The following is a 23,824-nucleotide window of genomic DNA, read 5'->3' on the forward strand; positions in this document are numbered from 1 at the left end:
AAGGATATTCCATGAGTAAAGCATCTAATCGAAGTGCAGAGTATTTTTTTACCGGTGTTTATAATGGCGATGATAGTAATAATGATATTGATGCGATCGGCCTTGGTGGAATAATATATGCCCGTGGCGGAGATGATGATATTTTTGTCGGATCCATTGCTGCAAAAGTCGAAGCTGGGAGCGGTGATGATACGATAAAAGGAGGAGCAGCATATCTGGAGGTTTTAGATACTACGGGGAAGTTAACCGTGAAAGGTGCAGCAGGGGCAATGAATATCATTAAGGAGGGAGATGGTGATATTGATGCCACTGTAGTTGCTGGTGCTAATATTATAAACCACACTGGAAACAGTGGCAGCATGAATATTTTTGCTATAGGTGCATATAATAAAATTACTCGCAAATCAATAGGATATGGTGCTAATGGCAAGTTAGCATTAGACGATATTGTTTTAGGGGATGCTCGCTTTGAAAATGAAACGCTTGGTATTAGCACAGATAAAGTTAGTGCTGTAAAAAAGGAGGGTTACTATTTATATGAACACTGGTACTACCATGATGGTTATTATTCTAAAGCTTTTACTAAAGTGTACCTATTTCAGGATGAAAAAACAGGAGATATAAAAACTAAAAAAACTACAACTATATTTTCGTTTGATAGCATATCAAATCGTTGGCGTAGAACTTCTGGTAATGGTTCTAATTTTAATGATTTGGTTGATATTAATTATAATGTTAAAGCAACAAAGATAAAAAGTGAGTATTCATCTGAGCTGCCAAAAGAATGGCTTGGCGGTGACAGCATACTGTTGAAATATGAAGATGAACTGGTTTTAAAAAAGGATAATTTAACATTAAATGCAATTAAGCTTTCAGATGGCAACTCACTCTCGGCAATTAAATCAACAGGTAAGCCAGGGGCTTATTATTTTGTGAGTAGAAATTATATTTATGAAATTGTAATAAGTGATGCTTATACGCGTGTCAATATTGACGGTGAGACGATATTGACACCCTGTCAGGGAATGAAAATTATACCTTATAAACGTTCGGTATCAAAAGGGATGGTTGCCAGGCCCAACGATACAATAAATAAAATTCCTGATGGATTAGTAGAACGTACTGGCTCTGGTTATATTGGTCGGTATAGACGCGTTGTGAACATAGCCAATGTACCGAGTATTGACAGTATTTCATATAGCATTAATAAAGAGGTTATGGTAGATAAAAAATTAAATAGACTAGAACCTAATAAAGTATCAAATATCACAAATATGAACTTAATTAACTCAAGTGATGATATAAACTTTGAAGGGGGAGGTATTGCCAATGTTATCGAGTCTGATGTTGTTCGTGGAAATGTTACTTTCAAAGGTGGCGGTGCAGCAAATATCATCACCCATACAGCAGTTAAAGGTAATACCGACTTTACCGGTGGTGGAATAGCCAATATTATTGTTAAGAGTGGAGGCGAGGGTAACCTGACATTTAACGGTGCTGGGCTGGCGAATGTATTAGTGCATAAAAGTCAAAAAGGGGACATGAAAGTTAATGCTGGTGGTGCAGTTAATGTCATGGTGCGTCTAGGTAATGGTCAATATGATGTCACACTGATCGCTTTGGGTAATATTTCTGTCCACAGTGGTGATGGAAATAGTATTGTGAAGATGCTAGGTGGATTAAATACGCATACTCAAATTGGCGATGGAGAGGCTTTCTGGATTTCTGCTGGTGGCTTAAATGTGCTAACCAAAAAAGGACAAGGGTCACTGTTTTCTGTCGTGGGTGGGGGGGGTAATGTAATAACCAGCATGGGTCAGGGTGATTTGACCATTGTTGCTCTTGGCTTGGGGAATATCATCACTCATATTAGCGATGATGAAAACCACGCCAGGACAACTGTTATTGCTGTAGCGGCGGCAAATATCGTGACTAAAAAAGGCCGCGGGGATATGCGAGCTATTCTGGCCGGCGGTTTAAATGTATTAACCCATGTTGGTGGCGGGAAGACCGATACTATCATGTTAGGTGGCGGTAATATTCTAACCAAAGTAGGCAATGGCAGCGCTAACGGTATTATGTTTGGCTTAGGGAATATATTTACTCATGTGGGGGATGGCCAGACTTTGGGTGTGATGGCCGGCGGTGGAAATATCTATACTAAAGTAGGTGATGGAACCACAATTGCGGCTATGCTTGCCGCCGGTAATATTATGACTCATATAGGGGATGGTAATACCTATGTATTAATGGCTGCTTTAGGAAATGTGATAACTAAAGTCGGTGATGGTGATCTTTTAGCGTTAATGATTGCCAAAGGAAATATTCTAACCCAAGTAGGCAATGGCCAAACATTTGCTTTAATGCTGGCCAAGGGGGGTAATATTCTCACTAAAGTTGGTGATGGTATGACATTAGCGGCGATGATCAGTATTGCTAATGTGATGACCCACGTTGGTCATGGAGAAACCTTTGCGTTAATGATCGGTAAGGCAAATATATTTACCAAGGTAGGTTCCGGGCTGACTGTTGCCGTCATGGTCGGAAATATAAATGTTTATTCTCAGATAAATAATCATAAAAATGAATCTATAGGTATTGGGGTTTTCATTGGCAAGCTAAATGTAATGACCAAGGTTGGCGATGGAACTGCACTCGCTATTATGGTCGGCAAAGCGAATATCATGACCCATATTGGTAACGGTATTACTGGCGGAATAGCCTTAGCTAAAGGGAACATCATTACCAAAGTCGGCGATGGTTTTATGGGTATTTTGGCAAAAGCGGATGGGAATGTTATCACTCATGTGGGAACAGGAATAACCGCGGTTGTATTACACGGAAAAGGTAATATTCTCACTAAAGTGGGTAATGATACTACTATTGGTTTATTAATATCCCAAACTGGCAATATTATGACCCATATTGGTAATGGTATGACCATTGGCATTGCTAAAGGGAAAGGAAATATCATTACAAAAATAGGTAATGGTACTGGCATCAATGCGGTGTGGGGGGAGCTGAATGTTATTACTCAGGTTGGCGATGGGGATCGTTATAATTTTTCCAAAGGTAAAGGTAATGTTATTACTCGGGTGGGAAATGGTCAGGAAGTCACTGTAACAAAAGGTGATGCTAATATTGTTAGTGCTATAGGGGATATTGATAACTATACTTTTGCATGGGGTAAGCAGAATATTATCACTGCTGTTGGTAGCGGCAGGAATGTGGTTGTGGCTAAGGCTAATAATAACATTGTGACGAAAGTGGGTGATGGAGATGCTTACAATGTATTATGGGCAAATAATAATATCGTTACTACAGTCGGCGATGGTAATGCAATAACAATTGCTAAAGGGAAAATTAATGTCACGACAGATGTTGGTGATGGATTAAACGTTACCGTTGTGTATGGTGATACCAATATCAATACTAAAGTAGGTGATGGTACTTCAGTTAATGTCGCTTGGGGTAAGTATAATATTAATACCAAAGTTGGCGATGGATTAAATGTTGCAGTGATGAAAGGTAAAGCCAATGCTAATATTAATGTTGGTGATGGTTTATCTGTTGTAGCAACCTATGGACGGAATAATGTCTCTGTCAAAGTGGGGAATGGAGATTATTATAATTTATCTGTAGCATCCAGTAATACACGGAGCAATAAATTATCAGCATTGTTTGGTAACATAAAGCAAAATCTGCTGGGGCGGGCAGGTAGCCAGGGGATTGACTATTTGGTTAATGGTAATGAAGGGCAGACGACGGGATTCCGTAATGGCCATGGTGGTTTTAATTTACCAGAGGTCAATAATCTTAATGGTTTCAACTTAAATGAGACTGGGGTCAGTGGAAAGTTTGATTCAGAGAGCGCACCTTCTGATTTTAGTGCTAAAAGTAATAATATTAATAATATAGATGCACCCAACTTAGAAAGTACAAAAAATAATGCATCAAAGGCATTAGGTGGTTCTGATAATACGTCAATAAAAGACGATGTTCAGCACTCTAAAACTCATTTTGAAATTGAGGAAAAAGTGGGTGGAGATAAGGCTCGGGCAGAGGACGATGCTGAACAGTTCCAGCGATATAAGGATAAGCAGACTGAAAATGCATCTGTTATCCAGTCGCAGATAGAGGGTATTGATAAAGCGGTTTTAGCAGCCACTGCTGCAGATTACCAGCAACAAATGGAACAGCAGGCAAATGAGTTATTAACTGAGAAACAAAAAATAGCTCAGAGTATTAATAATATTTCTGCTGATGAAAATACAGAAACGGGAGAGGATTACCGACAACAATTTGCTGGAGGTTTGTTAAAAGATATAAACGATAAACTTGATGAATCAATAAAAACTGCAAATGAAAGTTTAGATACGTCTCAATCTAACGTTAATAAGCATCAATCAGCGATGAATGACGCGGTTGCTCAGTCTGAGTCTGCATTGGCAAAAGGTGAGCAGGATAAAAATAAAGCAGATGCCGCAAAAGCCACTGCTGAGTTAGAAGTAGCGAAAAGAAAAACAGAGGCTAAACAGCAGAAAATAAAAGCTAATAAAGCAAATAGAAAGGCTCAAGAAGATGTCGTTACCGCTAAAAGCCGTGGTGAGGGCCATCTTAAGGACGCTAATAACGAGGCGGATGCTGCGGCAAGAGAGGCTAAAAGTGTTCAACGTAGTGAGGGCGATACACCAAAAAATAGGCGGGAGGCTGAGGGCAGTGGTCTGAATCGAAACCAAAACGCCTACAACACAGATGTTAAAGAGGTCTCTGACGCTGCTATTTCTCCTGATGAAAGTTTCATTCCTGATAGACTGCCTTTGGCTCCGGCTGATGGGAGAATTACCAATATAATATCTGATGTTTCGTCGGTAGAGGGTCTTACTACAGGTCAGTCAAAAATAAAGGAGGTGAAGATATTATCTAATAAATTACGAGAAGATAATTTTGGTTATAACATATTGGATATAGTGAAAAAAACAGGAAAAAACAATCCACCAGTAGAAATTGAATCAAATGTAATTATTTCCAAAGATGAATTAAAAAAACAAGCTTCAGTGATGGGTAAACCGATAGGTTACTCTTATAAAAAAATATTGAACATAATCGATCTTATTAATTCAACGTCGAATTCTGAAAGAATTAAAAATATATTTATATTGAAAAGTGAAATTGAAAGATATATCAATGAACATCCATCTTCAGGGCGTAATAAAGCATTTCTGACTTTAGGTGAAAAGATAGATAAATCCTTGTTTAATTCTAAAATGCAACCAGCCAAAAATGCAATACTACGCCTTTCGAAGACGCAACCAGAGATGGCTGCCAGATTGTATGAAGTTGCTGCTCGTGAATCGCAAGGTAGTCATGTTGGTTTAACAAATATGATGCATGTTTGGATTAGCGAAGATGGTTATCTGACCCTATTGAAAGGGTTTGAAGGCAAAATACCAGATAGAAATTTACTTAATTTTGACCCAACCTATCATATTGCAACAGGAGATCAATTTGACGAATGCAAAACAAAATTATTGCAAGCTCAATCAAATGGAGAGCTGAGACAAGTTTATATTAATGAATCAACTCGATCATTTACTATAGGTTATACCTATGAAGAAATGGCATCTTTTAGAGCGCGCGGATCCGAAAATAGCCAATTTTTCAGTTATATACTTAATGAGGTCGCTGGCAGGAATAATAGTACTGATCGTTCGAAAGAGCTTAACTGGCTAGATAACTGTGCAGATAAAAAATTCTTAAAGCAATTACAACTTTCGCGCTTGGATCAAATTGAATCGATTTACCAGCGCAATAATAAAATAGACTTTGCATCTTGGGATTCCAAATATTCAGGTATTAGTAGGGATAGGATAAATAGAGAACTTAACCAATACGGTGATGTTGATGGCCAGCTTTCGGTATTACTAAGAGGTAATCAAGGGTTACTTATTGGTGAAACTCATGGTTCACAAGAGGAAGGACGACGTTTTATTATTGAGCAAATATCTGAACTTAAGCGTCATGGGGTAACAACTATTGGTCTGGAACATTTGCGTAGAGACCATATTCAACCACTAATTGATGATTATTATAGAACTGGTGTTATCTCACCTGATTTAAACACTTTCCTAACGGCAAAGGGAGTTAAAAATATTGTCACTACAGCATTTGAAAATAAAGTAAAAATTATTTTCTTGGATGATAATAGTACCTCGAAAGGTAGTGGTAACCATAGTTTAATGTATAGAGCGGGATCTGCGAATAATATTGCAGTAGATATATTAAAACAGATACCTGCAAACGAAAAATTTGTTGTTATCTATGGTGAGGCTCATTTAAAGTCACACATTGGTATAGAATCGCCCGTTTCCGGTATTAGCCACCAAATGAAGCTTCCAATACTGCAAGTTGATGCAAACAACAGGCTCACTGTCAGTGCTGATGATCCAACTCAACGTACTATTTATCCTAGAAATAATACAACTGGCTCTCCACGAATAATATTCCCAGCAACATTGAATGACACAAGTACTAAAAGAAATACTCGCCAATCGGTTGATAATTGGGAGGTCGCTACTGTTAAGTCGAGCAGCTCATGGAGTTTTTCTCAATATAATGGTCAAATTATTGTTCAATTAGAAAACGACCCTATTGCAGCTGAAGCGGCGGCTAATTTAGCAGCTAAACACCCAGGCTCTATTTTGGTTCAGCTTGATTCAAATGGGCAGTACCGAGTGGTATCGGGTGATCCGACTTCATTGCATGGCAATATCCGTTGGCAGTTAGTTGGGCATGGGCGTGATGGCAGTAATGGTCAAGATAATCAAACCTTATCCAATGAAAACCCTACAGAATTAGCCACAAGAATTAGACGTTTTAAAGACGAACTCGATAATGATTATCATATCAAAAGCACGCCAAACTATATTAGCCTGGTGGGATGTTCACTGGTAGATAAAAACAGACAGCAAGGTTTTGCCCGACAATTTATTACGGAATTAGGCAACCAAGGCATTAAAACTGATGTTGCAGCACGAAATACTCGAGTCCTTGTTAATGAGCAAGGGCGTAAAAATACACTGGATGATGATGGCAACTTAAAACACAAAGTGGGCAGTGATAAAGTCATATTACGGCTGAACAATGAGGGGGAAATAGAAAGTATTACAGAAAAAGTCAATAACAATGTGCACTTGGCTGAGATCGATATTAATCGCGTTGGTACTAAGAATATTGATTCACCCGCAAGTGGCGCTATTGGCCGTAATACAGAAGAGTTTTCCCCGCCAGAAAGGAAACAAAGGATTGATACTGTAGCCCCATCTACTGATAATAATCAGGCGGTAAGTTACGCAGGTAATATAAATATTCAGATTGGTGATGATGAATTTACCTCAATCAATTGGGGTACCTCAAATCTGGGTATAAAAGTCGGTCATGGTGGATTTAAAACCTTAGTGTTTGGTGATAATAATATCATGATTCATATTGGTGATGGTATGAGTAAACACAGCGTTAATATTGGCGGTTATCAGGCCTTTGAAGGCGTACAAGCATTTATGGGGTCTCGCAATATTAGTTTTAATTATGGTCACAGTAATGACTTGATATTTATGACAGAAAAAACCGTGCTATCCCCACCATTGGTTAATCCATTTGATGGCGCGACACGAATTTGTGTTGCGTTAGAGAATATTGCTACTGAAGGGTATGGCGGTGATTGGTTGCAGGCCCAAGCACAGCAGTGGACCTTCTCTGGTGCGAAACAATATCTCAACGAATTATCTGCATTGGACAGTACCAGTAATGTGGAATATAACAGTTTGATTGAAATAGATTCTCAACTTATTCGTAGTGCACGTGGCCTAAAAAGTGATATTAATGCGACATTGAATAAGAAATATAACCAATGGTTAGGAAAGCCATCTACTACAGAAAATAACCATCAGGTAAAAACAACTAAAGCAGATAAGTTGCGTAAGTTAAATGACACTATGGTCTTTAATATTGCAGTCGGTGGTCAAGGGGCCGATATCATTGTGACCAACAGTAACTGGAACTTTACTTTTGGCGATAATATTCAATCGATTATGGATATTAATTTGGGTTCGTTGTTTGCTATCAGTACCCAGCAGGTTACCCGGTCGGGTAGAGTCAAAACCACCATGACTTATAGTATTGATGATATGCCAAGGCAGATTAAAAATCAGTTAATTAATAAATTATCATTAATCGAAAGTGATATGACGTTAGGTGATGTTTTTGGTGTTGATTATGATGCTGCGGGTAATATTGTTTCCCGTACCGGCGAAGATATCGATGGAGAAAAAATATTAAAAGAAATGATAGAGGTTGTGGCCGAATTTGGTGGTGAAAAGCTTAATGCACTGAGTGATCCGCAGAAATTACTGAATGGCTTAAAAGCGAATTTAAATATGGGTGAAAATGCGATTACCTCTTTCGCCCAAACTCATGGTTTGCAAGATAAGGCTCCAAATGAAGGAGATGAGACCGCGGCTGTTAATGCATCGGGGTCCAGAACTACCCAGCCCCCAGAAAATAAAGATCAGGCATTTGGTTTCAGTTCTCTTAATTTACCTAACCTGTTTGCTACGTTATTCAATAAAGACAAGCAAACTGAAATGGCGGATAGGGTCAATAATCTGAAACAGAATATGGCCCAAGATCTGCTTAATATGGAAGAGAAAACGTTCGATTTCTTGCGTAATAGCGGTTTTCTACGTGGGGATGGCGACCTGAATTGGTCATTGGGGAATTACAACTTCACACTGGGCGGGCATGGTAACGATTTAGGTGCTTATCTTGGCGATAATAATAACTTTTGGGGTGGGCAGGGAGACGATGCATTCTATGGCATGGGGATTTCCAACGTTTTCACTGGTGGTCAGGGCGATGATACTGGCGTCTTGATGGGCCGTGAAAATACAATGTTTGGCGGGGCAGGTGATGATACTGCTGTTCTTGCTGGGCGGATAAATCATGCCAACTTGGGTGCCGGTAATGATAAAGCATTTATCTTTGGTGAGACTGGAACTGTCAACATGGGGGATGGGGACGATTATGCCGTCGTCGCCGGTCATTATAATCGCACTGATGGTGAGCAAGGTCAGGATTACGTTGTTCTTATGGGCAATAATAATGTTGCAGAGTTAGGGGAAGGCAATGATTACGGTGTCGTATTTGGTAATGAAAATAGCGTGTCAGGAAATCAAGGTAGCGATACGATAAAATTGATGGGTTACTCGAGCGTCATTATGGGCGGTGATGGGAATGACCATCTGATTGCCGACGTTATTTCAAAATTCAGTGATTTTTTGGGCGGCGAGGGTGATGACATGTTTGAACTCGGCGGCTATCAGAACAAATTTAGCGGCCTTGATGGGGTTGATAGCTTTGTCGTCAGCACAGCGGTGATTGATTGTACGGTTACTGATATCAGTCGCGAAGATAAAATTCTGATGAATAATGTCAGTTGGCGTGACCTGTGGCTCCAGCGAAGTGGTTATGATTTGACCATTTTAGTCAGACGGCCAATTGCTGATGATTCGGCACAAGGTGATTTTGAGCGAGTGGGTTCAGTGACCTTTAATGATTACTTTAATGGTAAACGCGCCGCGATTGTGGTGAGTGATAAGGGAGTCAATGGCTCACCTCATGGCTATGAGGTCCTGACAGATTCCGCCATTGATGGCTTGGTTCAGAATATGAACAACTTCCCTGTATCTGATGGAAAATCCAGCTTTATTGGGCAAATGGATACTCAAATACAACAGAAAATAGCTGGGCTGTGGGCTAACACTACTCTGTGTGCGGCGTAGCGATAAAGCCTATCGATAGCGCGTTGTAGATAAGATTTCGTGATGCCATTCAGCTAATACTGAGTGGCATTTTTTTATTGCGAACACTGAGTGCTTTTATATAAAGAGATCAACCAATACCCTGGTTCTTTGGCTACAGCTGTTATGATGAAATAAATTGTTCAACACAGCCAAAGCTGATGGAGAATAAAATGCCGCAAAATAGTCAGATGCCGGAAAACAAGCAGATGCTGCAAAACCAACAGGTAACACCGAGTATTGTATATTGCCATGCGCGCGATGAACTTGATGCACTCTGTGCGGCGGGTATCACCCGTGGCAAATTAATGAAATTTCATAGCCGATATAAATTAGTGTTATTAGCGCATTCACAACCGGAATACCGTGAAATTGGGCCTTTTATTGCGGCAATGGATAAATGGCCATCACTGAGTGAATTTACTGCTGAGTATCGCCAGCGTTTACTGCATTTATTGTCCCATTCTCCAACAGTGGCTAATCACACCAATGTGCTGATGCATGTGCAGGGCTATTTTCGGCCTTATCTCACCTCAGCGCAGCGTCAGGCTTTGGCACAGCTTATTGAGCAATATCGGTTAGGCGAATGGCCTATCAGCGCGCCTATTGCGCAGATAATGGATTATATGGTTGAATTTCCAAATGATTATCTGGCTGGGCAGCACTATTTTACGTTTTATTCAGCGCAAGGTTAAAGCATGGCTACGCATCTTGTTTGGTTCCGTAATGATTTACGCCTAACGGATAATCTGGCGCTACATGCGGCGTGTCAGGATCCTCAAGCCATTGTGATGGCGGTGTTTATCGCCACACCAGCACAATGGGCGGCGCACGATATGGCACCGCGACAGGCGGCATTCTTGCTGCAAAATCTGCAACTGTTGCAGAGTGCGCTCGCCGAAAGAGGAATCCCGCTGCACTATCATCAGTGTGATGATTTTAAAGATTCGATTACCTGGCTGAATGATTTTTGTCAGCAGCAGCCAGTGGATGCGCTGTTTTATAACCAACAGTATGAGCTGAATGAACGTGTCCGCGATGAAGCATTGATGGCACAATTGAGTCAGCGCGCTATCGCCTGTCACGGCTTTCATGACAGCGTGTTATTGCCACCGGGCACTGTCCTGACCGGTAATAATGAAATGTATAAAGTTTTCACTCCGTTTCGCCGTGCATTTATCCAGCGGTTAATGATGAGTGATTGCCGCAGTGTTCCGGCCCCGAAAGCCCGCACCACCGCAGCTGTGACTCCCTCGCAGCCCTTGGCACCGTTTGATTATCCGCAACAGCCGGTCGACAATCAGCTATTTCCGGCGGGGGAAGAGGCGGCGCTACAGCGTTTGCGCCGTTTTTGTCGCGAGGATGCTCAGGACTATCAGCAGCAACGCGATTTCCCCGCGATCGCGGGCACCAGTTGCTTGTCACCTTATTTGGCACTGGGTATTCTTTCACCCCGTCAATGTGTTAATCGCCTGCGAGCCGAATGTCCGGATTTGTTGGAAAATGTCGAGGGCGGGGCCTTTATTTGGCTTAATGAATTGATCTGGCGTGAATTTTATCGTCATTTACTGGTAGCTTATCCCCGGTTATGCCAGCATCATCCCTTTATTAGCTGGACTGATGCAGTAATATGGAATCACTCAGAACAGCAATTAATCGCCTGGCAGCAGGGGCGAACAGGTTATCCTATTGTCGACGCAGCAATGCGGCAGCTCAATGAAACTGGCTGGATGCATAACCGATTGCGGATGATTAGCGCCAGTTTTCTGGTCAAAGACTTGCTGATCGACTGGCGGCACGGCGAACGCTATTTTATGTCGCAATTATTAGACGGTGATTTGGCCGCTAATAATGGCGGCTGGCAGTGGGCAGCATCAACCGGGACGGATGCCGCACCCTATTTTCGCATCTTTAATCCCACCACGCAGGGAGAGCGCTTTGATAAAGATGGCGTTTTTATTCGTCGGTGGTTACCTGAATTGGCGGCAGTACCCGACAGCGATATCCATCAACCATGGCGTTGGGCCGAGCGGCAGCAGCAACCTTTGGATTACCCACCACCGCTGGTGGACCATAAGCAGGCCAGATTGGCTACACTCGCGGCATTTGAAGCCGCTAAGCGGGATGGCAGCAAGGATCCCTAATCACCAGGAGCCTTCATGTTTTTGACCTATATTTCGACTCAATCGGTAGCAACTGTTCGTCAAGTCAGCAGTAATAAGCGCCGTAACCGGCTGCTTAATGCCGGATTAGTTTTCTCTTTTAGCTTCTATAGCACCTTGGCGGCGGCAGGGTTTGAAGTGGTAGCACTTGGGGTCGATGGCGGTGTCAGTGATGGCAATCTGACTTCTTACCTGATTCGTGATGATAGCCAGCCGGTGTATTTAGCGCTGGATGCCGGTTCGGTGCTGCCGGGGATAGCTAAGGCACTGGATAAAGGTAACTTTTCTGATGTGACGGCTGAAAAGGCCGCTCCGCTCACTCGGCAGGGTTATGTCTTTCGCCAAAGCATCAACAGCTATTTCATTAGCCATGCCCATCTTGACCATGTATCTGGCCTGATTATTGGTTCGCCGGAAGACAGCAAAAAAACTATTTATGCATCAGCCGATACTATTGATGTATTGCGGAACTACTATTTTAACTGGCGTGTCTGGCCCAATTTTACCGACAGTGGCAGTGGCACTCGTTTGGGGACTTACCGCATGCAACTGGTGCGCCCGGCCCAATCATTAAGTTTGGGGCTGACCCGTTTAACCGGCGAGATGTACCCCTTAAGCCATGATAAATCGCCTTCTTCAATGTTGCTTATCACCGGTAACAATGCAGCTTTTGCCTATTTTGGCGATACTGGCCCGGATGAGATAGAAAAGTCGAAGAACCTGGATACAGTGTGGCGTAAATTGGCTGAAAAGGTCCAAAAGCAGCAGTTGAAAGGGATGATTATTGAAGTTTCATACCCGAATGAAATGGATGATGGCAAATTGTATGGCCACATGACACCCAAGTGGCTGCTGAAGGAATTGAAGAATCTTGAGAAATACAGCGGCGAAGGGCAGCCCTTAAAAGGTTTGCCGGTGGTGATTAGCCATATTAAACCCTCATTCAAACAGGGCCAGGATGTGCGTAAAGTGATTGCGGCTGAGCTTACGCAAGGTAATGATATGGGGGTTAAGTTTATCCTGATGGATCAAGGCGATAGCCGGAAATTCTAAATATTCCCTTCGTACTTGAAGCCGCAGGGGTGTTAGCTACGTTCACAAACCCGAATCACTTACTCGAGTAAGCTCATCGGGACTTGCTCGCTTGCTGCCTACCTGCAACTCCAATGACTTTGGGTATATATCTCAATAATATTGATTCATAGTATCTATTGATAAGGCTGATGAAATGCGTAATACCGAACTCGAAACTCTACTTAATAATCAGCTGAATATCTCGGCTTTTCAAGACTATGCACCCAACGGTTTGCAGGTCGAGGGGCGCGAGGAAGTCCGGCGCATTGTCACCGGTGTCACAGCCAGCCAGGCGCTGCTGGACGCGGCGGTGGCGCAGCAGGCGGATGCCATTTTGGTGCATCACGGTTATTTCTGGAAAAATGAACCGGCAGTGGTGCGGGGAATGAAACGTAACCGATTGAAAACATTACTCACCAATGACATCAATCTGTATGGCTATCACTTGCCGCTGGATGCGCATCCTGAATTAGGCAATAACGCGCAACTGGCGAAATTGCTGGGGATTCAGGTGCAGGGAGAAATTGAGTCTCTGCTGCCGTATGGTGAATTCGATGCGCCGCTAAATGCAGTCATTTTACGTGAGCGGTTGGAAAAGTTATTGGAGCGCCCAGTGTTACATTGTGGTGAGCACGCGCCAGCGGATGTGCGCCGCATTGCCTGGTGTAGCGGGGGCGGGCAAGGATATATTCAGCAAGCCGCTGAATTTGGTGTCGATGCATTTATAACTGGCGAGGTTTCTGAGCAAACCATTCATATCGCCCGTGAGATGGGGGTGAATTTTTATGCGGCTGGGCACCATGCAACTGAGCGCTATGGCATTAAAGCGCTAGGTGAATGGCTCGCAACCCACTATCAACTTGATGTTATCTTTATTGATATTCCTAACCCCGCCTGACCTAATACGGTAACTTATGCACCGGCGATAAGCCTCGGTGCATAAGTTACCGTTGATATTCCCTCCACCACACAGTAATAAACCCTACATAATAAAAGGTTTATCGGCCGCTCAGCTATTTGAAATCCTCATCTGGCTGCCGTTGAGCGATAAATCTGCAATTTTTAAGAATATCTCGGTGCTTCCCTCTGATTTTAAATAAGAAAAAATCGCACAGTTATCGCTATCATTGTTAAAAAACCTTAAAAATAAGCAGTTACAGTGATTAATATGGGTCTTTTCACCCAGTTTAGTGATTGTTCACAGCTATAGGTTAATTTAGTTCTATTGACAGCGGCTAGGCGCTAACGCATAAATATAAACTTATAACGATTATTTATATAAAAACAAAAGCTATAGGGGACGGGAGTGCAACGAGCTCGATGCTATTTACTGGGAGAAAGTGCGGTGGTTCTGGAGTTAGAACCGCCGGTCACATTAACAAGCCAGCAACGGATTTGGGGGCTAGCTGATCGCCTGATTCATCATCCCGATGTTCTTGAAGCTATCCCCGGAATGAATAACCTAACTTTATTGCTGACAGATCCACAGCATACCGCGCTGGATGCCATTGAACGGCTGCAACGCTGGTGGGAAGAGAGTGAGTCATTAGTCCCTGAATCGCGCGATGTCACTATCCCGGTTATTTATGGCGGTGAAGCAGGGCCAGATCTGGCTGAAGTGGCGCGTCATACCGGCATGACGGAGCGTCAGGTGGTTGAGTGCCATGCGGGGGCGAGCTATATCGTCTATTTTCTTGGGTTCCAACCGGGCTTTTCATATCTGGGGGGAATGCCAGAACAGCTGGCAACACCACGGCGCGCTGAGCCACGGCTGGTGGTTCCTACGGGTTCTGTTGGGATTGGCGGGAGCCAAACCGGTATTTATCCGCTGGCCACTCCGGGTGGCTGGCAGCTTATTGGCCGCACATCATTGGCGTTGTTTAATCCGCTAGAAATGCCGCCAACCCTGTTGCGGCCTGGTGACAATGTGCGCTTCCTGCCTTTAAAGGAGGGCGTATGCTGAAGATAATTCGTGCAGGTATTTATACCACGGTGCAAGACAGTGGCCGCGGTGGTTTTCGTCGTTTAGGTATCAGTCAGGGCGGGGCGCTCGACTTACCGGCACTGAGCATGGCGAATATGCTGGTGGGGAATGATGCCGATGCTGCCGGGTTGGAAATTACATTGGGCCAATTTACTGCTGAATTTACCCAACCGGGCTGGATTGCGGTCACTGGCGCGGGCTGTGAGGCGATGTTGGGTGACCAACTGCTGTGGACGGGCTGGCGTTATCCGGTCAAGCCAGGCCAACAGTTAAAACTCAGTGTGCCGCACCGTGGTATGCGCAGTTATCTGGCGATTTCTGGCGGTATTGCCGTGCCGGAAATGCTGGGGTCGCGCAGTACAGATTTGAAAGCGGGCTTTGGTGGTCATCAGGGGCGGTTGATTAAAGAGGGTGACAACCTGCCGTTGGGCCAGCCGACTCGTTTACCGCGTGAATCTGTTGGTATAAAACAAATGTTATTTGGTAACCGTGTGCGCGCGGTACCGGGGCCGGAATATCATGAATTTGACGATGTTGCGCAGGGCGCTTTCTGGCGCGAGGCTTGGCAACTCAGCCCGCAAAGTAACCGGATGGGATATCGCCTGACAGGGCGTGAGTTAACTCGCACCACTTCACGCGAGATGTTATCGCACGGTTTATTGCCCGGTGTGGTGCAAGTGCCGCATAACGGCCAGCCTATTGTGTTGATGGCGGATGCACAAACGACTGGCGGTTATCCGCGTATTGCCTGCGTGATTGAAGCAGATCTCTACCATTTGGCGCAACTTAGGCTCGGAGAGTCAGTGCATTTTGTCCAGTGTAGCGTCGAAGAGGCACTGCGTGCCAAGTCAGAACAACGCCATTATCTACAGCAGATTGAATGGGGCTTACAGCAAGGTTTTGAGACTGTGGAGGCTAAATGCACGGAGGCCAAATGAAGGTTGATTTAAATGCAGATTTAGGTGAGGGCTGTGCCAATGATCAGGCACTGTTACAATTAGTCAGTTCCGCCAATATCGCCTGTGGTTTTCATGCGGGTGACGCGCAGACCATGCGCCAATCAGTGCGCTGGGCTATGGAGTATGGGGTGGCTATTGGCGCACACCCGAGCTTCCCGGATCGTGAGAACTTTGGTCGCACCGCCATGCAGTTACCGCCCGAGACCGTCTACGCCCAAGTGCTTTACCAACTGGGGGCACTGGCTGCCATCGTGAAAGCCGAAGGGGGCGTTATGCAACATGTGAAACCACACGGCATGTTGTATAACCAGGCGGCACTGGACTCGCGGTTGGCGGATGCGATTGCTCAGGCGGTTAAGGCCGTCGACCCGTCATTGCGGTTGGTGGGGCTAGCGGGGAGTGAACTCATCCGCGCCGGTGAGCGAGCGGGCTTAGTGACCCGACAAGAGGTGTTTGCCGATCGCCGCTATCAAGGCGATGGTACCTTAGTGCCGCGTAGTCAGCCTGATGCGCTCATCGAAAGTGACGATTTGGCTTTGTCACAAACCTTAGCCATGGTGCAACGTCATCAGGTACAGGCGCGTGATGGCCGTTGGGTACCGGTGCAGGCGGATACAGTTTGTGTGCATGGTGATGGTGCTCATGCATTGAATTTCGCCCGTCGCTTGCGTGACAGTTTCCAGCAGGAAAATATCATTATCACCGCGCAATAAAGGGTATTAAAACCCCATTCTGATCATAAAAAATCATCAGTACCAAGCGCGGATGCAATAGCATCATAGATGTAAATCTATAACATTTTCAATATCATGACAGGAGCGTCATCTTGGAACAAACAGTAAACCTTTGGCCGCTGATAGGGATCGCGGCAATTGTAATTGGATTTTTACTGCGCATAAACGCGGTCTTGGTAGTGATAAGCGCCGGGATCATCACGGGCGTGGCAGCATTGATGCCAATAGCCACTATTTTGGAAAAACTGGGCGAAGGGTTTCTGAACACCCGCAATCTGCCCTTGATTCTGTTACTGCCGTTGGCTGTTATTGGCTTATTGGAACGCCATGGCTTGAAAGAGCGGGCGCAGGCGTGGATTTCGCAAATTAAAAGCGCCACTTCTGGCCGCTTATTGATTGTGTATCTGTTTGTGCGCGAAGGCACAGCAGCGCTGGGGCTAACCAGCCTCGGTGGTCATGCACAAATGGTGCGGCCGCTATTGGCCCCGATGGCGGAAGGTGCGGCAAAAACTCGTTATGGCGAGTTGCCGGAAAAAGTACGTTATCGGCTGCGCGCCATGTCAGCGGCGACAGATAACGTGGGGCTGTTCTTTGGTGAAGATATTTTTGTCGCCTTTGGTGCCATCATTTTTATGCATAATTTTATGTTGGAGTCCGGTGGCATTCAAACCGAGCCGCTGCATATCGCCCTGTGGGGGATCCCGACGGCGATTTGTGCCTTCTTGATTCATGCCTACCGCTTACAACGTTTAGATAAACATCTCGCCGCTGAATTAACCGCGCTGAATCAGTCTGCCCTGGCAACCAAGGGAGACAGCCAATGATTTTCCAACAACAATATCTATATTGGCTGGCTGGCGCGGTATTACTGATAGTCGCAGTGATGTCGTTTCGCGATAAAGCCAACCCGCGCCGTATAACAACAGGGCTTTTTTGGGGGCTATACGGGCTGATTTTCTTGGTCGGGGATTGGACTTACCGCCTGGCAAATACCTTGGCGGGCGAGGGCCCAGATGAGAAGCGGGTGCTGAATATCACGGTCGGCGTGGTGGTCATCATCATGGCGCTGATTGCCGGTTTCGGCGGGGTAAAACTGGGCAGTTATCACCAGCGCACCGAGCAAGAACGGGAAGTAAGTGCCAAGCGCCTCGGCAACCGGCTGTTTCTTCCGGCACTGACTATCCCCGTGGTGACGGTTATCGGCGTGCTGCTGTTTAATTATATTCCGGCTTTGGACCTGTGGCTATTTGGTAGCGGCAACCACGCCACCTTGGTGACCTTATTCTCGATGACAGTTGGCTGTGTGCTTGGCTTGCTGATTGCCGTGTTCCTGACCCGCGAAACGGCTGCTCAGCCAGTGCAGGAAGCGCGGCGTTTGCTGGATTCCATTGGCTGGGCATTTATCTTGCCGCAGATTCTGGCGACACTCGGCCTGTTGTTTACCACCGCCGGTGTCGGCACGGCAATTGCCCATCTGACACAGGAATATCTGGCGGTAGATCATCGCTTTATTGCCGTGGCAGTCTATGCTATTGGCATGGCGGTGTTAACCATGATCATGGGTAATGCTTTTGCGGCTTTCCCTATTGTCACCGCCGGTATTGGTATCCCCATTTTAGTGTTGCAGCATGGCGGTAACCCCGCAGTGATGGCGGCTATCGGGATGTTTTCGGGGTATTGCGGTACTCTGATGACGCCAATGGCGGCCAACTTTAATATTGTTCCTGCTGCATTATTGGAACTGCCAGATAAAAATGCGGTGATCAAAGCCCAGATCCCAACCGGGGTCACTCTCTTGATTGTTAACGTATTTTTACTGTATTTCCTGATGTTCCTCTAGGAGAGGCGATGAAAAGTGTATTAATTACCGGGTTTGAGCCCTTTGACGGGGAGCGGGTTAATCCTTCTTGGGAAGTGGTCAAACAGCTCAATGATCTGATGCTCGGCGGGGTTAAAGTGGTGGCCCGCCAATTACCTTGTGCTTTTGGCGAAGCACTGATCGCGCTGAATGCCGCTATAGATGAAGTTCAGCCAGTGTTGGTATTGGCTATTGGTCAGGCGGGAGGCCGTGCCGAGATTAGCATTGAGCGGGTGGCCATTAATATTGATGATGCCCGCATTGCAGACAATCTGGGAAATCAGCCCATAGACCAACCCATAGTGGAAAATGGCCCGGCAGCGTACTTCACCCGTCTGCCTATCAAGGCCATGGTGCAGGGTATCCGTGAGGCGGGTATTCCGGCCTCTGTGTCCCAGACTGCCGGAACCTATGTCTGTAACCACGTGATGTATGGGTTATTACATCGGTTACATCAGGCCAATGACGAAGTTAAGGGCGGTTTTATTCATATCCCTTATTTACCGGAACAGGCGGTCAATCACCCTGGCGCGCCCAGTATGTCATCACACTCCGTGGTGATTGCTTTGGAACTGGCGATTTCCATCGCATTACAGATTGATCATGATTCGCACATTGCTGGTGGTGCAATCCACTAATTCTACCCTTCGTCATTGAAGCTACAGAGGGGTTAGCTTGTTGTTTAGCGGTAGCTCCAATAAATTTGGGGATAAAAAACGCCACCTAAGACGGTGGCGTTTTTACATCAAATAGCAAAAAATCTGTCTATTATTTCAGTTGGCTCTTAAAGTCACGTTCGGCATAACCGGTATAAAGTTGGCGCGGACGGGCAATTTTGATACCTTCGTCGTGCATTTCATTCCAGTGAGCAATCCAGCCAATGGTGCGGGCGATAGCAAAGATTACCGTGAACATTGAAGACGGAATCCCCAACGCTTTCAGGATGATACCTGAATAGAAATCGACGTTTGGATACAGTTTTCTCTCGATGAAGTACGGGTCGTTCAGCGCAATATGCTCTAACTCCATCGCCACTTTCAGCAGATCGTCTTCCAGTTTTAGCTCTTTCAATACTTCATGGCAGGTTTCACGCATCACGGTGGCGCGCGGGTCGTGGTTTTTATACACACGGTGACCGAAGCCCATCAGACGGAACGAGTCATTTTTATCTTTTGCACGACGGATAAACTCTGGAATGTGCTCAACAGTTTTAATCTCTTCCAGCATCTTCAGACAGGCTTCATTAGCACCGCCGTGAGCTGGCCCCCACAGGGAAGCAATCCCCGCAGCGATACAGGCAAACGGGTTCGCGCCAGAAGAGCCAGCAGTGCGCACTGTCGAGGTTGAAGCGTTCTGTTCGTGGTCAGCATGTAGGATGAAAATACGATCCATAGCGCGTTCCAATACCGGGTTAACTTCATATTCTTCGCATGGCGTTGAGAACATCATGCGCAGGAAGTTACCGGCATAAGACAGATCATTACGCGGATAAACAAACGGCTGACCGATTGAGTATTTGTAGCACATTGCCGCCACCGTCGGCATTTTGGACAGCAGACGGAAAGCGGTGATTTCACGATGGCGCTCATTATTGACATCCAGCGCATCGTGGTAGAAAGCCGCCAGTGCGCCCGTCACCCCGCAGAGTACTGCCATTGGGTGTGAGTCGCGGCGGAACCCACGGAACAGACTGGTTATCTGCTCGTGGATCATGGTGTGGCGGGTGACCGTCGCTTTGAAGGTTTCATACTCTTCTGCAGTCGGAGTTTCGCCATACAATAAGATGTAGCAAACTTCCAGATAAGTAGAATTCTTTGCCAATTGGGCAATCGGGAAGCCGCGGTGCAGCAGAATACCTTCGTCACCATCAATATAAGTGATTTTTGATTCGCAGGATGCGGTAGAGGTAAAACCGGGGTCAAAGGTAAAATAACCTTTAGAACCGAGGGCACGAACATCAATAACGTCAGTGCCGATGGTCGGGGATAGCACGCCCAGTTCGATCGCAGCTTCGCCTTCCAGATTCAGCGTCGCTTTTTTATTAGCCATTTACAGTCTCCTTAGCGCTTATTTTAAAACCCCTAACAATCTAAATGTCTTAGATACCCGCTGGGCATCCCCTCATCAGCACATCTCTGTGTTCACCTTGAAAAGTGAATTAGGGTACAGAGTATCTTACCAATGCGGTGGACGATTCAATCGTGCCGATCGTCAACTGACGTTACTTGTTTGTTAAGGATTTGTTGAATTCTTATAATTCGTTTTTCATTGCCTACGAAACATATGGGGATATTTACTGAGTACACTGTTGCATAACTTAAGCTTATGGGGAAGTGTATCTGTACACCTTTAGTGAATGATAGGGTTTGTTTCCACCATAGTTGTAATTTAAATGTTTATTCTTTGTCAAATCAGATAATTAATTTTATGTAAATTATGTAAAGCGTGATCGTAATCACTGTTCAGGGGAAATGTTACCAATCAGATTGTGTGGGAATTGTAATAAGAATGTGAACCCCCTATACTGCCGCCAGGTCTCCGGATTACCCTGAAGTAGGAGCACCCAGCGTTATACAGAACACGTCATCTAAGCATTCAGGATGTTATGTTTAAATGTGCGATGTGAAGGGTTTCGGCTCTTAACGCTGTCTGATCCCCACCCAGGCCCGGAGGAAGGAAAATAATAAGAGCTGTGTGGGCAAAACCGTGAAAAAACAAAGACCTGTCAATTTGGATCTGCAAACGATTCGATTTCCTGTTACTGCGATAGCGTCCATTTTACACCGAGTCTCTGGCGTAATTACTTTCGTTGCCGTGGGTATCCTCCTCTGGCTGTTAGGTTTGTCTGTCTCTTCGCAAGAAGGGTTCATGCAAGCTGCGGCTATCATGAATAGCTTTTTTGTTAAATTCATCTTCTGGGGAATACTGACTGCGCTGGCCTATCACATTTGCGGTGGCATCCGTCACTTGTTAATGGATTTCGGCTATATCGAAGAGAGCTTGGCTGCGGGGACCCGCTCCGCCCAAGTAGCAATGGTGTTAACCTTGGTGCTGTCAGTTTTAGCTGGAGTCCTTGTATGGTAAGCAATGCTTCTGCGTTAGGGCGTAATGGAGTACACGACTGGCTGTTACTACGTGCTTCTGCGATCGTCATCACTCTGTATGTTCTTTATATTCTGGGCTTTGTCGTCATTGTCCCAGATATCACCTACGAAATCTGGCGTGGCTTCTTTGCTTCGCACATCACAAAAGTGTTTACCCTGCTGACATTGCTGTCGATTCTGGCTCACGCCTGGATTGGTCTGTGGCAGGTATTAACGGATTATATCAAGCCGATAGCGATACGACTGGTGTTACAACTGGCCGTCGTGATTACGCTGCTGGTTTATCTATTATATGGAACCATTGTGGTGTGGGGTGCTTAAATGAAACTGCCGGTCAGAGAGTTTGATGCTGTTGTTGTCGGTGCGGGTGGCGCAGGTATGCGCGCGGCTCTGCAAATTTCACAAATGGGGCTGTCTTGTGCCCTGATATCTAAAGTTTTCCCAACCCGTTCCCATACCGTATCTGCACAGGGGGGTATCACTGTTGCACTGGGTAATACCCATGAAGATAACTGGGAATGGCATATGTATGACACGGTAAAAGGCTCCGATTATATCGGTGACCAGGATGCCATCGAGTATATGTGTAAAACTGGCCCTGAGGCTGTTCTTGAACTGGAACACATGGGGCTACCTTTCTCCCGTTTAGAAGATGGCAGCATTTATCAGCGGCCATTTGGTGGGCAGTCGCTCAACTTTGGCGGTGAGCAAGCGGCGCGTACTGCTGCTGCTGCTGACCGTACCGGGCATGCGCTGTTACACACCCTTTATCAGCAAAACCTGAAAAACCACACCACGATTTTCTCCGAATGGTATGCACTGGATTTAGTGAAGAATCAGGACGGCGCTTTTGTGGGCTGTACCGCTATCTGCATCGAAACCGGTGAAGTGGTCTATTTCAAAGCGCGGGCGACGGTGTTGGCGACCGGCGGTGCCGGGCGTATTTACCAATCAACCACCAATGCGCACATTAATACCGGTGACGGTGTGGGTATGGCTCTGCGTGCCGGTGTTCCGGTGCAGGACATGGAAATGTGGCAGCTCCACCCGACGGGTATCGCCGGGGCGGGTGTGTTGGTGACCGAGGGTTGCCGTGGTGAAGGTGGTTATCTGCTGAATAAACACGGTGAGCGCTTTATGGAGCGTTATGCGCCGAACGCCAAAGATTTGGCCGGTCGTGATGTTGTCGCGCGCTCCATTATGATTGAAATCCGTGAAGGTCGTGGTTGCGATGGCCCTTGGGGTCCACATGCCAAATTGAAGTTGGATCACTTGGGTAAAGATGTGCTGGAATCCCGCCTGCCGGGCATTCTTGAGCTATCACGCACCTTTGCCCATGTTGACCCGATCAAAGAACCTATCCCGGTGATTCCAACGTGCCATTACATGATGGGCGGGATCCCAACCAAAGTGACCGGTCAGGCCATTACAGTGAATGAAAAGGGCGAAGATGTTGTCATCCCAGGCCTGTTTGCTGTGGGTGAAATTGCCTGTGTTTCCGTCCACGGTGCTAACCGTTTGGGGGGCAACTCATTGCTGGACTTAGTGGTATTTGGTCGTGCAGCCGGTATGCATCTGCAAGAGTCTTTGATGGAGCAGGGCGCTAGCCGCGATGCCAGTGAGTCTGATATTGAAGCATCACTGGAGCGCATGAACCGTTGGAATAATACCCGTTCAGGTGAAGATCCGGTTGAGATCCGCAAAGCATTACAGGCCTGTATGCAGAATAACTTCTCGGTGTTCCGTGAAGGTGATGCTATGGCCAATGGTTTGGAAGAACTAAAAACTATCCGTGAACGTCTGCAAAATGCCCGTTTGGATGACACCTCCAGTGAATTCAATACCCAGCGTATTGAATGTCTGGAATTAGACAACCTGATGGAAACTGCGTTTTCCACTGCCGTGTCTGCAAACTTCCGTACTGAAAGCCGTGGCGCGCATAGCCGCTTCGACTTCCCGGAACGGGATGATGCGAATTGGCTGTGTCACTCGCTCTATTTGCCAGACACTGAAAGCATGACCCGCCGTGAGGTAAACATGCAACCTAAGCTACGCGCGGCCTTCCCGCCGAAAGTGCGTTCTTACTAATGCA

General features: G+C 45.7%; 15 protein-coding genes. 14 read left to right on the forward strand and 1 reads right to left on the reverse strand.

What is annotated here, in order from left to right:
• The first annotated feature begins 11 nt into the window (after positions 1–11).
• The 11 genes from rtxA (at position 12) to pcp (ending at position 19,266) form a co-directional block, all read left to right on the forward strand.
• Entirely contained in the window at positions 12–9,839 is a 9,828-nt protein-coding gene (rtxA, locus tag DX162_RS22585; RefSeq protein ID WP_004390551.1) for an MARTX multifunctional-autoprocessing repeats-in-toxin holotoxin RtxA, read from the forward strand.
• Positions 9,840–10,066: 227 nt separating this feature from the next.
• Positions 10,067–10,552 (forward strand): YbgA family protein, encoded by a 486-nt coding sequence (locus DX162_RS12455; protein WP_050413803.1) that lies wholly within the window; start codon positions 10,067–10,069, stop codon positions 10,550–10,552.
• Positions 10,553–10,555: 3 nt separating this feature from the next.
• A complete protein-coding gene (phrB, locus tag DX162_RS12460; protein ID WP_004390549.1) occupies positions 10,556–12,001 on the forward strand; it encodes a deoxyribodipyrimidine photo-lyase in 1,446 nt (481 codons plus the stop codon).
• Between the two features lie 15 nt (positions 12,002–12,016).
• Positions 12,017–13,072, forward strand: coding sequence for an MBL fold metallo-hydrolase (locus tag DX162_RS12465; RefSeq protein WP_004390548.1), 1,056 nt, complete (start codon positions 12,017–12,019; stop codon positions 13,070–13,072).
• 175 nt (positions 13,073–13,247) lie between these two features.
• Positions 13,248–13,991, forward strand: a complete 744-nt coding sequence (locus DX162_RS12470; RefSeq protein ID WP_004390547.1) for a type 2 GTP cyclohydrolase I — start codon at positions 13,248–13,250, stop codon at positions 13,989–13,991.
• Between the two features lie 408 nt (positions 13,992–14,399).
• Positions 14,400–15,056 (forward strand): 5-oxoprolinase subunit PxpB, encoded by a 657-nt coding sequence (gene pxpB, locus DX162_RS12475; protein WP_032821154.1) that lies wholly within the window; start codon positions 14,400–14,402, stop codon positions 15,054–15,056.
• Positions 15,050–16,015: a 5-oxoprolinase subunit PxpC gene (gene pxpC, locus DX162_RS12480; RefSeq protein WP_032821153.1), complete on the forward strand. Its 966-nt coding sequence runs from the start codon at positions 15,050–15,052 to the stop codon at positions 16,013–16,015. Before pxpB ends, pxpC begins: the two co-directional genes overlap by 7 nt.
• A complete protein-coding gene (gene pxpA, locus DX162_RS12485; RefSeq protein ID WP_032821152.1) occupies positions 16,012–16,749 on the forward strand; it encodes a 5-oxoprolinase subunit PxpA in 738 nt (245 codons plus the stop codon). Before pxpC ends, pxpA begins: the two co-directional genes overlap by 4 nt.
• Before the next feature lie 113 nt (positions 16,750–16,862).
• Positions 16,863–17,594, forward strand: a complete 732-nt coding sequence (locus DX162_RS12490; RefSeq protein WP_032821151.1) for a DUF969 domain-containing protein — start codon at positions 16,863–16,865, stop codon at positions 17,592–17,594.
• Entirely contained in the window at positions 17,591–18,610 is a 1,020-nt protein-coding gene (locus DX162_RS12495) for a DUF979 domain-containing protein (protein ID WP_032821150.1), read from the forward strand. The genes DX162_RS12490 and DX162_RS12495 overlap by 4 nt, the downstream gene beginning before the upstream one ends.
• A gap of 8 nt (positions 18,611–18,618) precedes the next feature.
• The gene (gene pcp / locus DX162_RS12500; RefSeq protein WP_004393320.1) at positions 18,619–19,266 is read left to right on the forward strand and encodes a pyroglutamyl-peptidase I; all 648 of its coding nucleotides are present in this window, start codon (positions 18,619–18,621) and stop codon (positions 19,264–19,266) included.
• A 130-nt stretch (positions 19,267–19,396) separates the two neighbouring features.
• On the opposite strand, the gene DX162_RS12505 is transcribed toward pcp, so the two are convergent.
• Positions 19,397–20,677 (reverse strand): citrate synthase, encoded by a 1,281-nt coding sequence (locus DX162_RS12505; RefSeq protein WP_004393319.1) that lies wholly within the window; start codon positions 20,675–20,677, stop codon positions 19,397–19,399.
• Positions 20,678–21,322: 645 nt separating this feature from the next.
• Here DX162_RS12505 and sdhC point away from each other — a divergent pair.
• From sdhC to sdhA, 3 genes are read left to right on the forward strand one after another with little or no spacing between them, the layout of a single operon-like run.
• Positions 21,323–21,712, forward strand: a complete 390-nt coding sequence (sdhC, locus tag DX162_RS12510; protein ID WP_032821149.1) for a succinate dehydrogenase cytochrome b556 subunit — start codon at positions 21,323–21,325, stop codon at positions 21,710–21,712.
• Positions 21,706–22,053 carry a succinate dehydrogenase membrane anchor subunit gene (gene sdhD / locus DX162_RS12515; protein ID WP_004393318.1) on the forward strand — a complete coding sequence of 116 codons (348 nt, stop codon included), beginning with the start codon at positions 21,706–21,708 and terminating at the stop codon, positions 22,051–22,053. The genes sdhC and sdhD overlap by 7 nt, the downstream gene beginning before the upstream one ends.
• Positions 22,054–23,820 carry a succinate dehydrogenase flavoprotein subunit gene (sdhA, locus tag DX162_RS12520; protein ID WP_004393317.1) on the forward strand — a complete coding sequence of 589 codons (1,767 nt, stop codon included), beginning with the start codon at positions 22,054–22,056 and terminating at the stop codon, positions 23,818–23,820.
• The last annotated feature ends 4 nt before the right edge of the window (positions 23,821–23,824 follow it).

Origin of the sequence: Yersinia kristensenii (assembly GCF_900460525.1) — a bacterium.
GTDB classification, from domain to species: Bacteria; Pseudomonadota; Gammaproteobacteria; order Enterobacterales; family Enterobacteriaceae; genus Yersinia; species Yersinia kristensenii.

Excerpts from the sequence above, each read along its gene's own strand:
- rtxA (WP_004390551.1), top strand. The coding sequence starts at position 12 with ATGAGTAAAGCATCTAATCGAAGTGCAGAGTATTTTTTTACCGGTGTT.
- DX162_RS12455 (WP_050413803.1), top strand. The coding sequence starts at position 10,067 with ATGCTGCAAAACCAACAGGTAACACCGAGTATTGTATATTGCCATGCG.
- phrB (WP_004390549.1), top strand. The coding sequence starts at position 10,556 with ATGGCTACGCATCTTGTTTGGTTCCGTAATGATTTACGCCTAACGGAT.
- DX162_RS12465 (WP_004390548.1), top strand. The coding sequence starts at position 12,017 with ATGTTTTTGACCTATATTTCGACTCAATCGGTAGCAACTGTTCGTCAA.
- DX162_RS12470 (WP_004390547.1), top strand. The coding sequence starts at position 13,248 with ATGCGTAATACCGAACTCGAAACTCTACTTAATAATCAGCTGAATATC.
- pxpC (WP_032821153.1), top strand. The coding sequence starts at position 15,050 with ATGCTGAAGATAATTCGTGCAGGTATTTATACCACGGTGCAAGACAGT.
- pxpA (WP_032821152.1), top strand. The coding sequence starts at position 16,012 with ATGAAGGTTGATTTAAATGCAGATTTAGGTGAGGGCTGTGCCAATGAT.
- DX162_RS12495 (WP_032821150.1), top strand. The coding sequence starts at position 17,591 with ATGATTTTCCAACAACAATATCTATATTGGCTGGCTGGCGCGGTATTA.
- pcp (WP_004393320.1), top strand. The coding sequence starts at position 18,619 with ATGAAAAGTGTATTAATTACCGGGTTTGAGCCCTTTGACGGGGAGCGG.
- DX162_RS12505 (WP_004393319.1), bottom strand. The coding sequence starts at position 20,677 with ATGGCTAATAAAAAAGCGACGCTGAATCTGGAAGGCGAAGCTGCGATC.
- sdhD (WP_004393318.1), top strand. The coding sequence starts at position 21,706 with ATGGTAAGCAATGCTTCTGCGTTAGGGCGTAATGGAGTACACGACTGG.
- sdhA (WP_004393317.1), top strand. The coding sequence starts at position 22,054 with ATGAAACTGCCGGTCAGAGAGTTTGATGCTGTTGTTGTCGGTGCGGGT.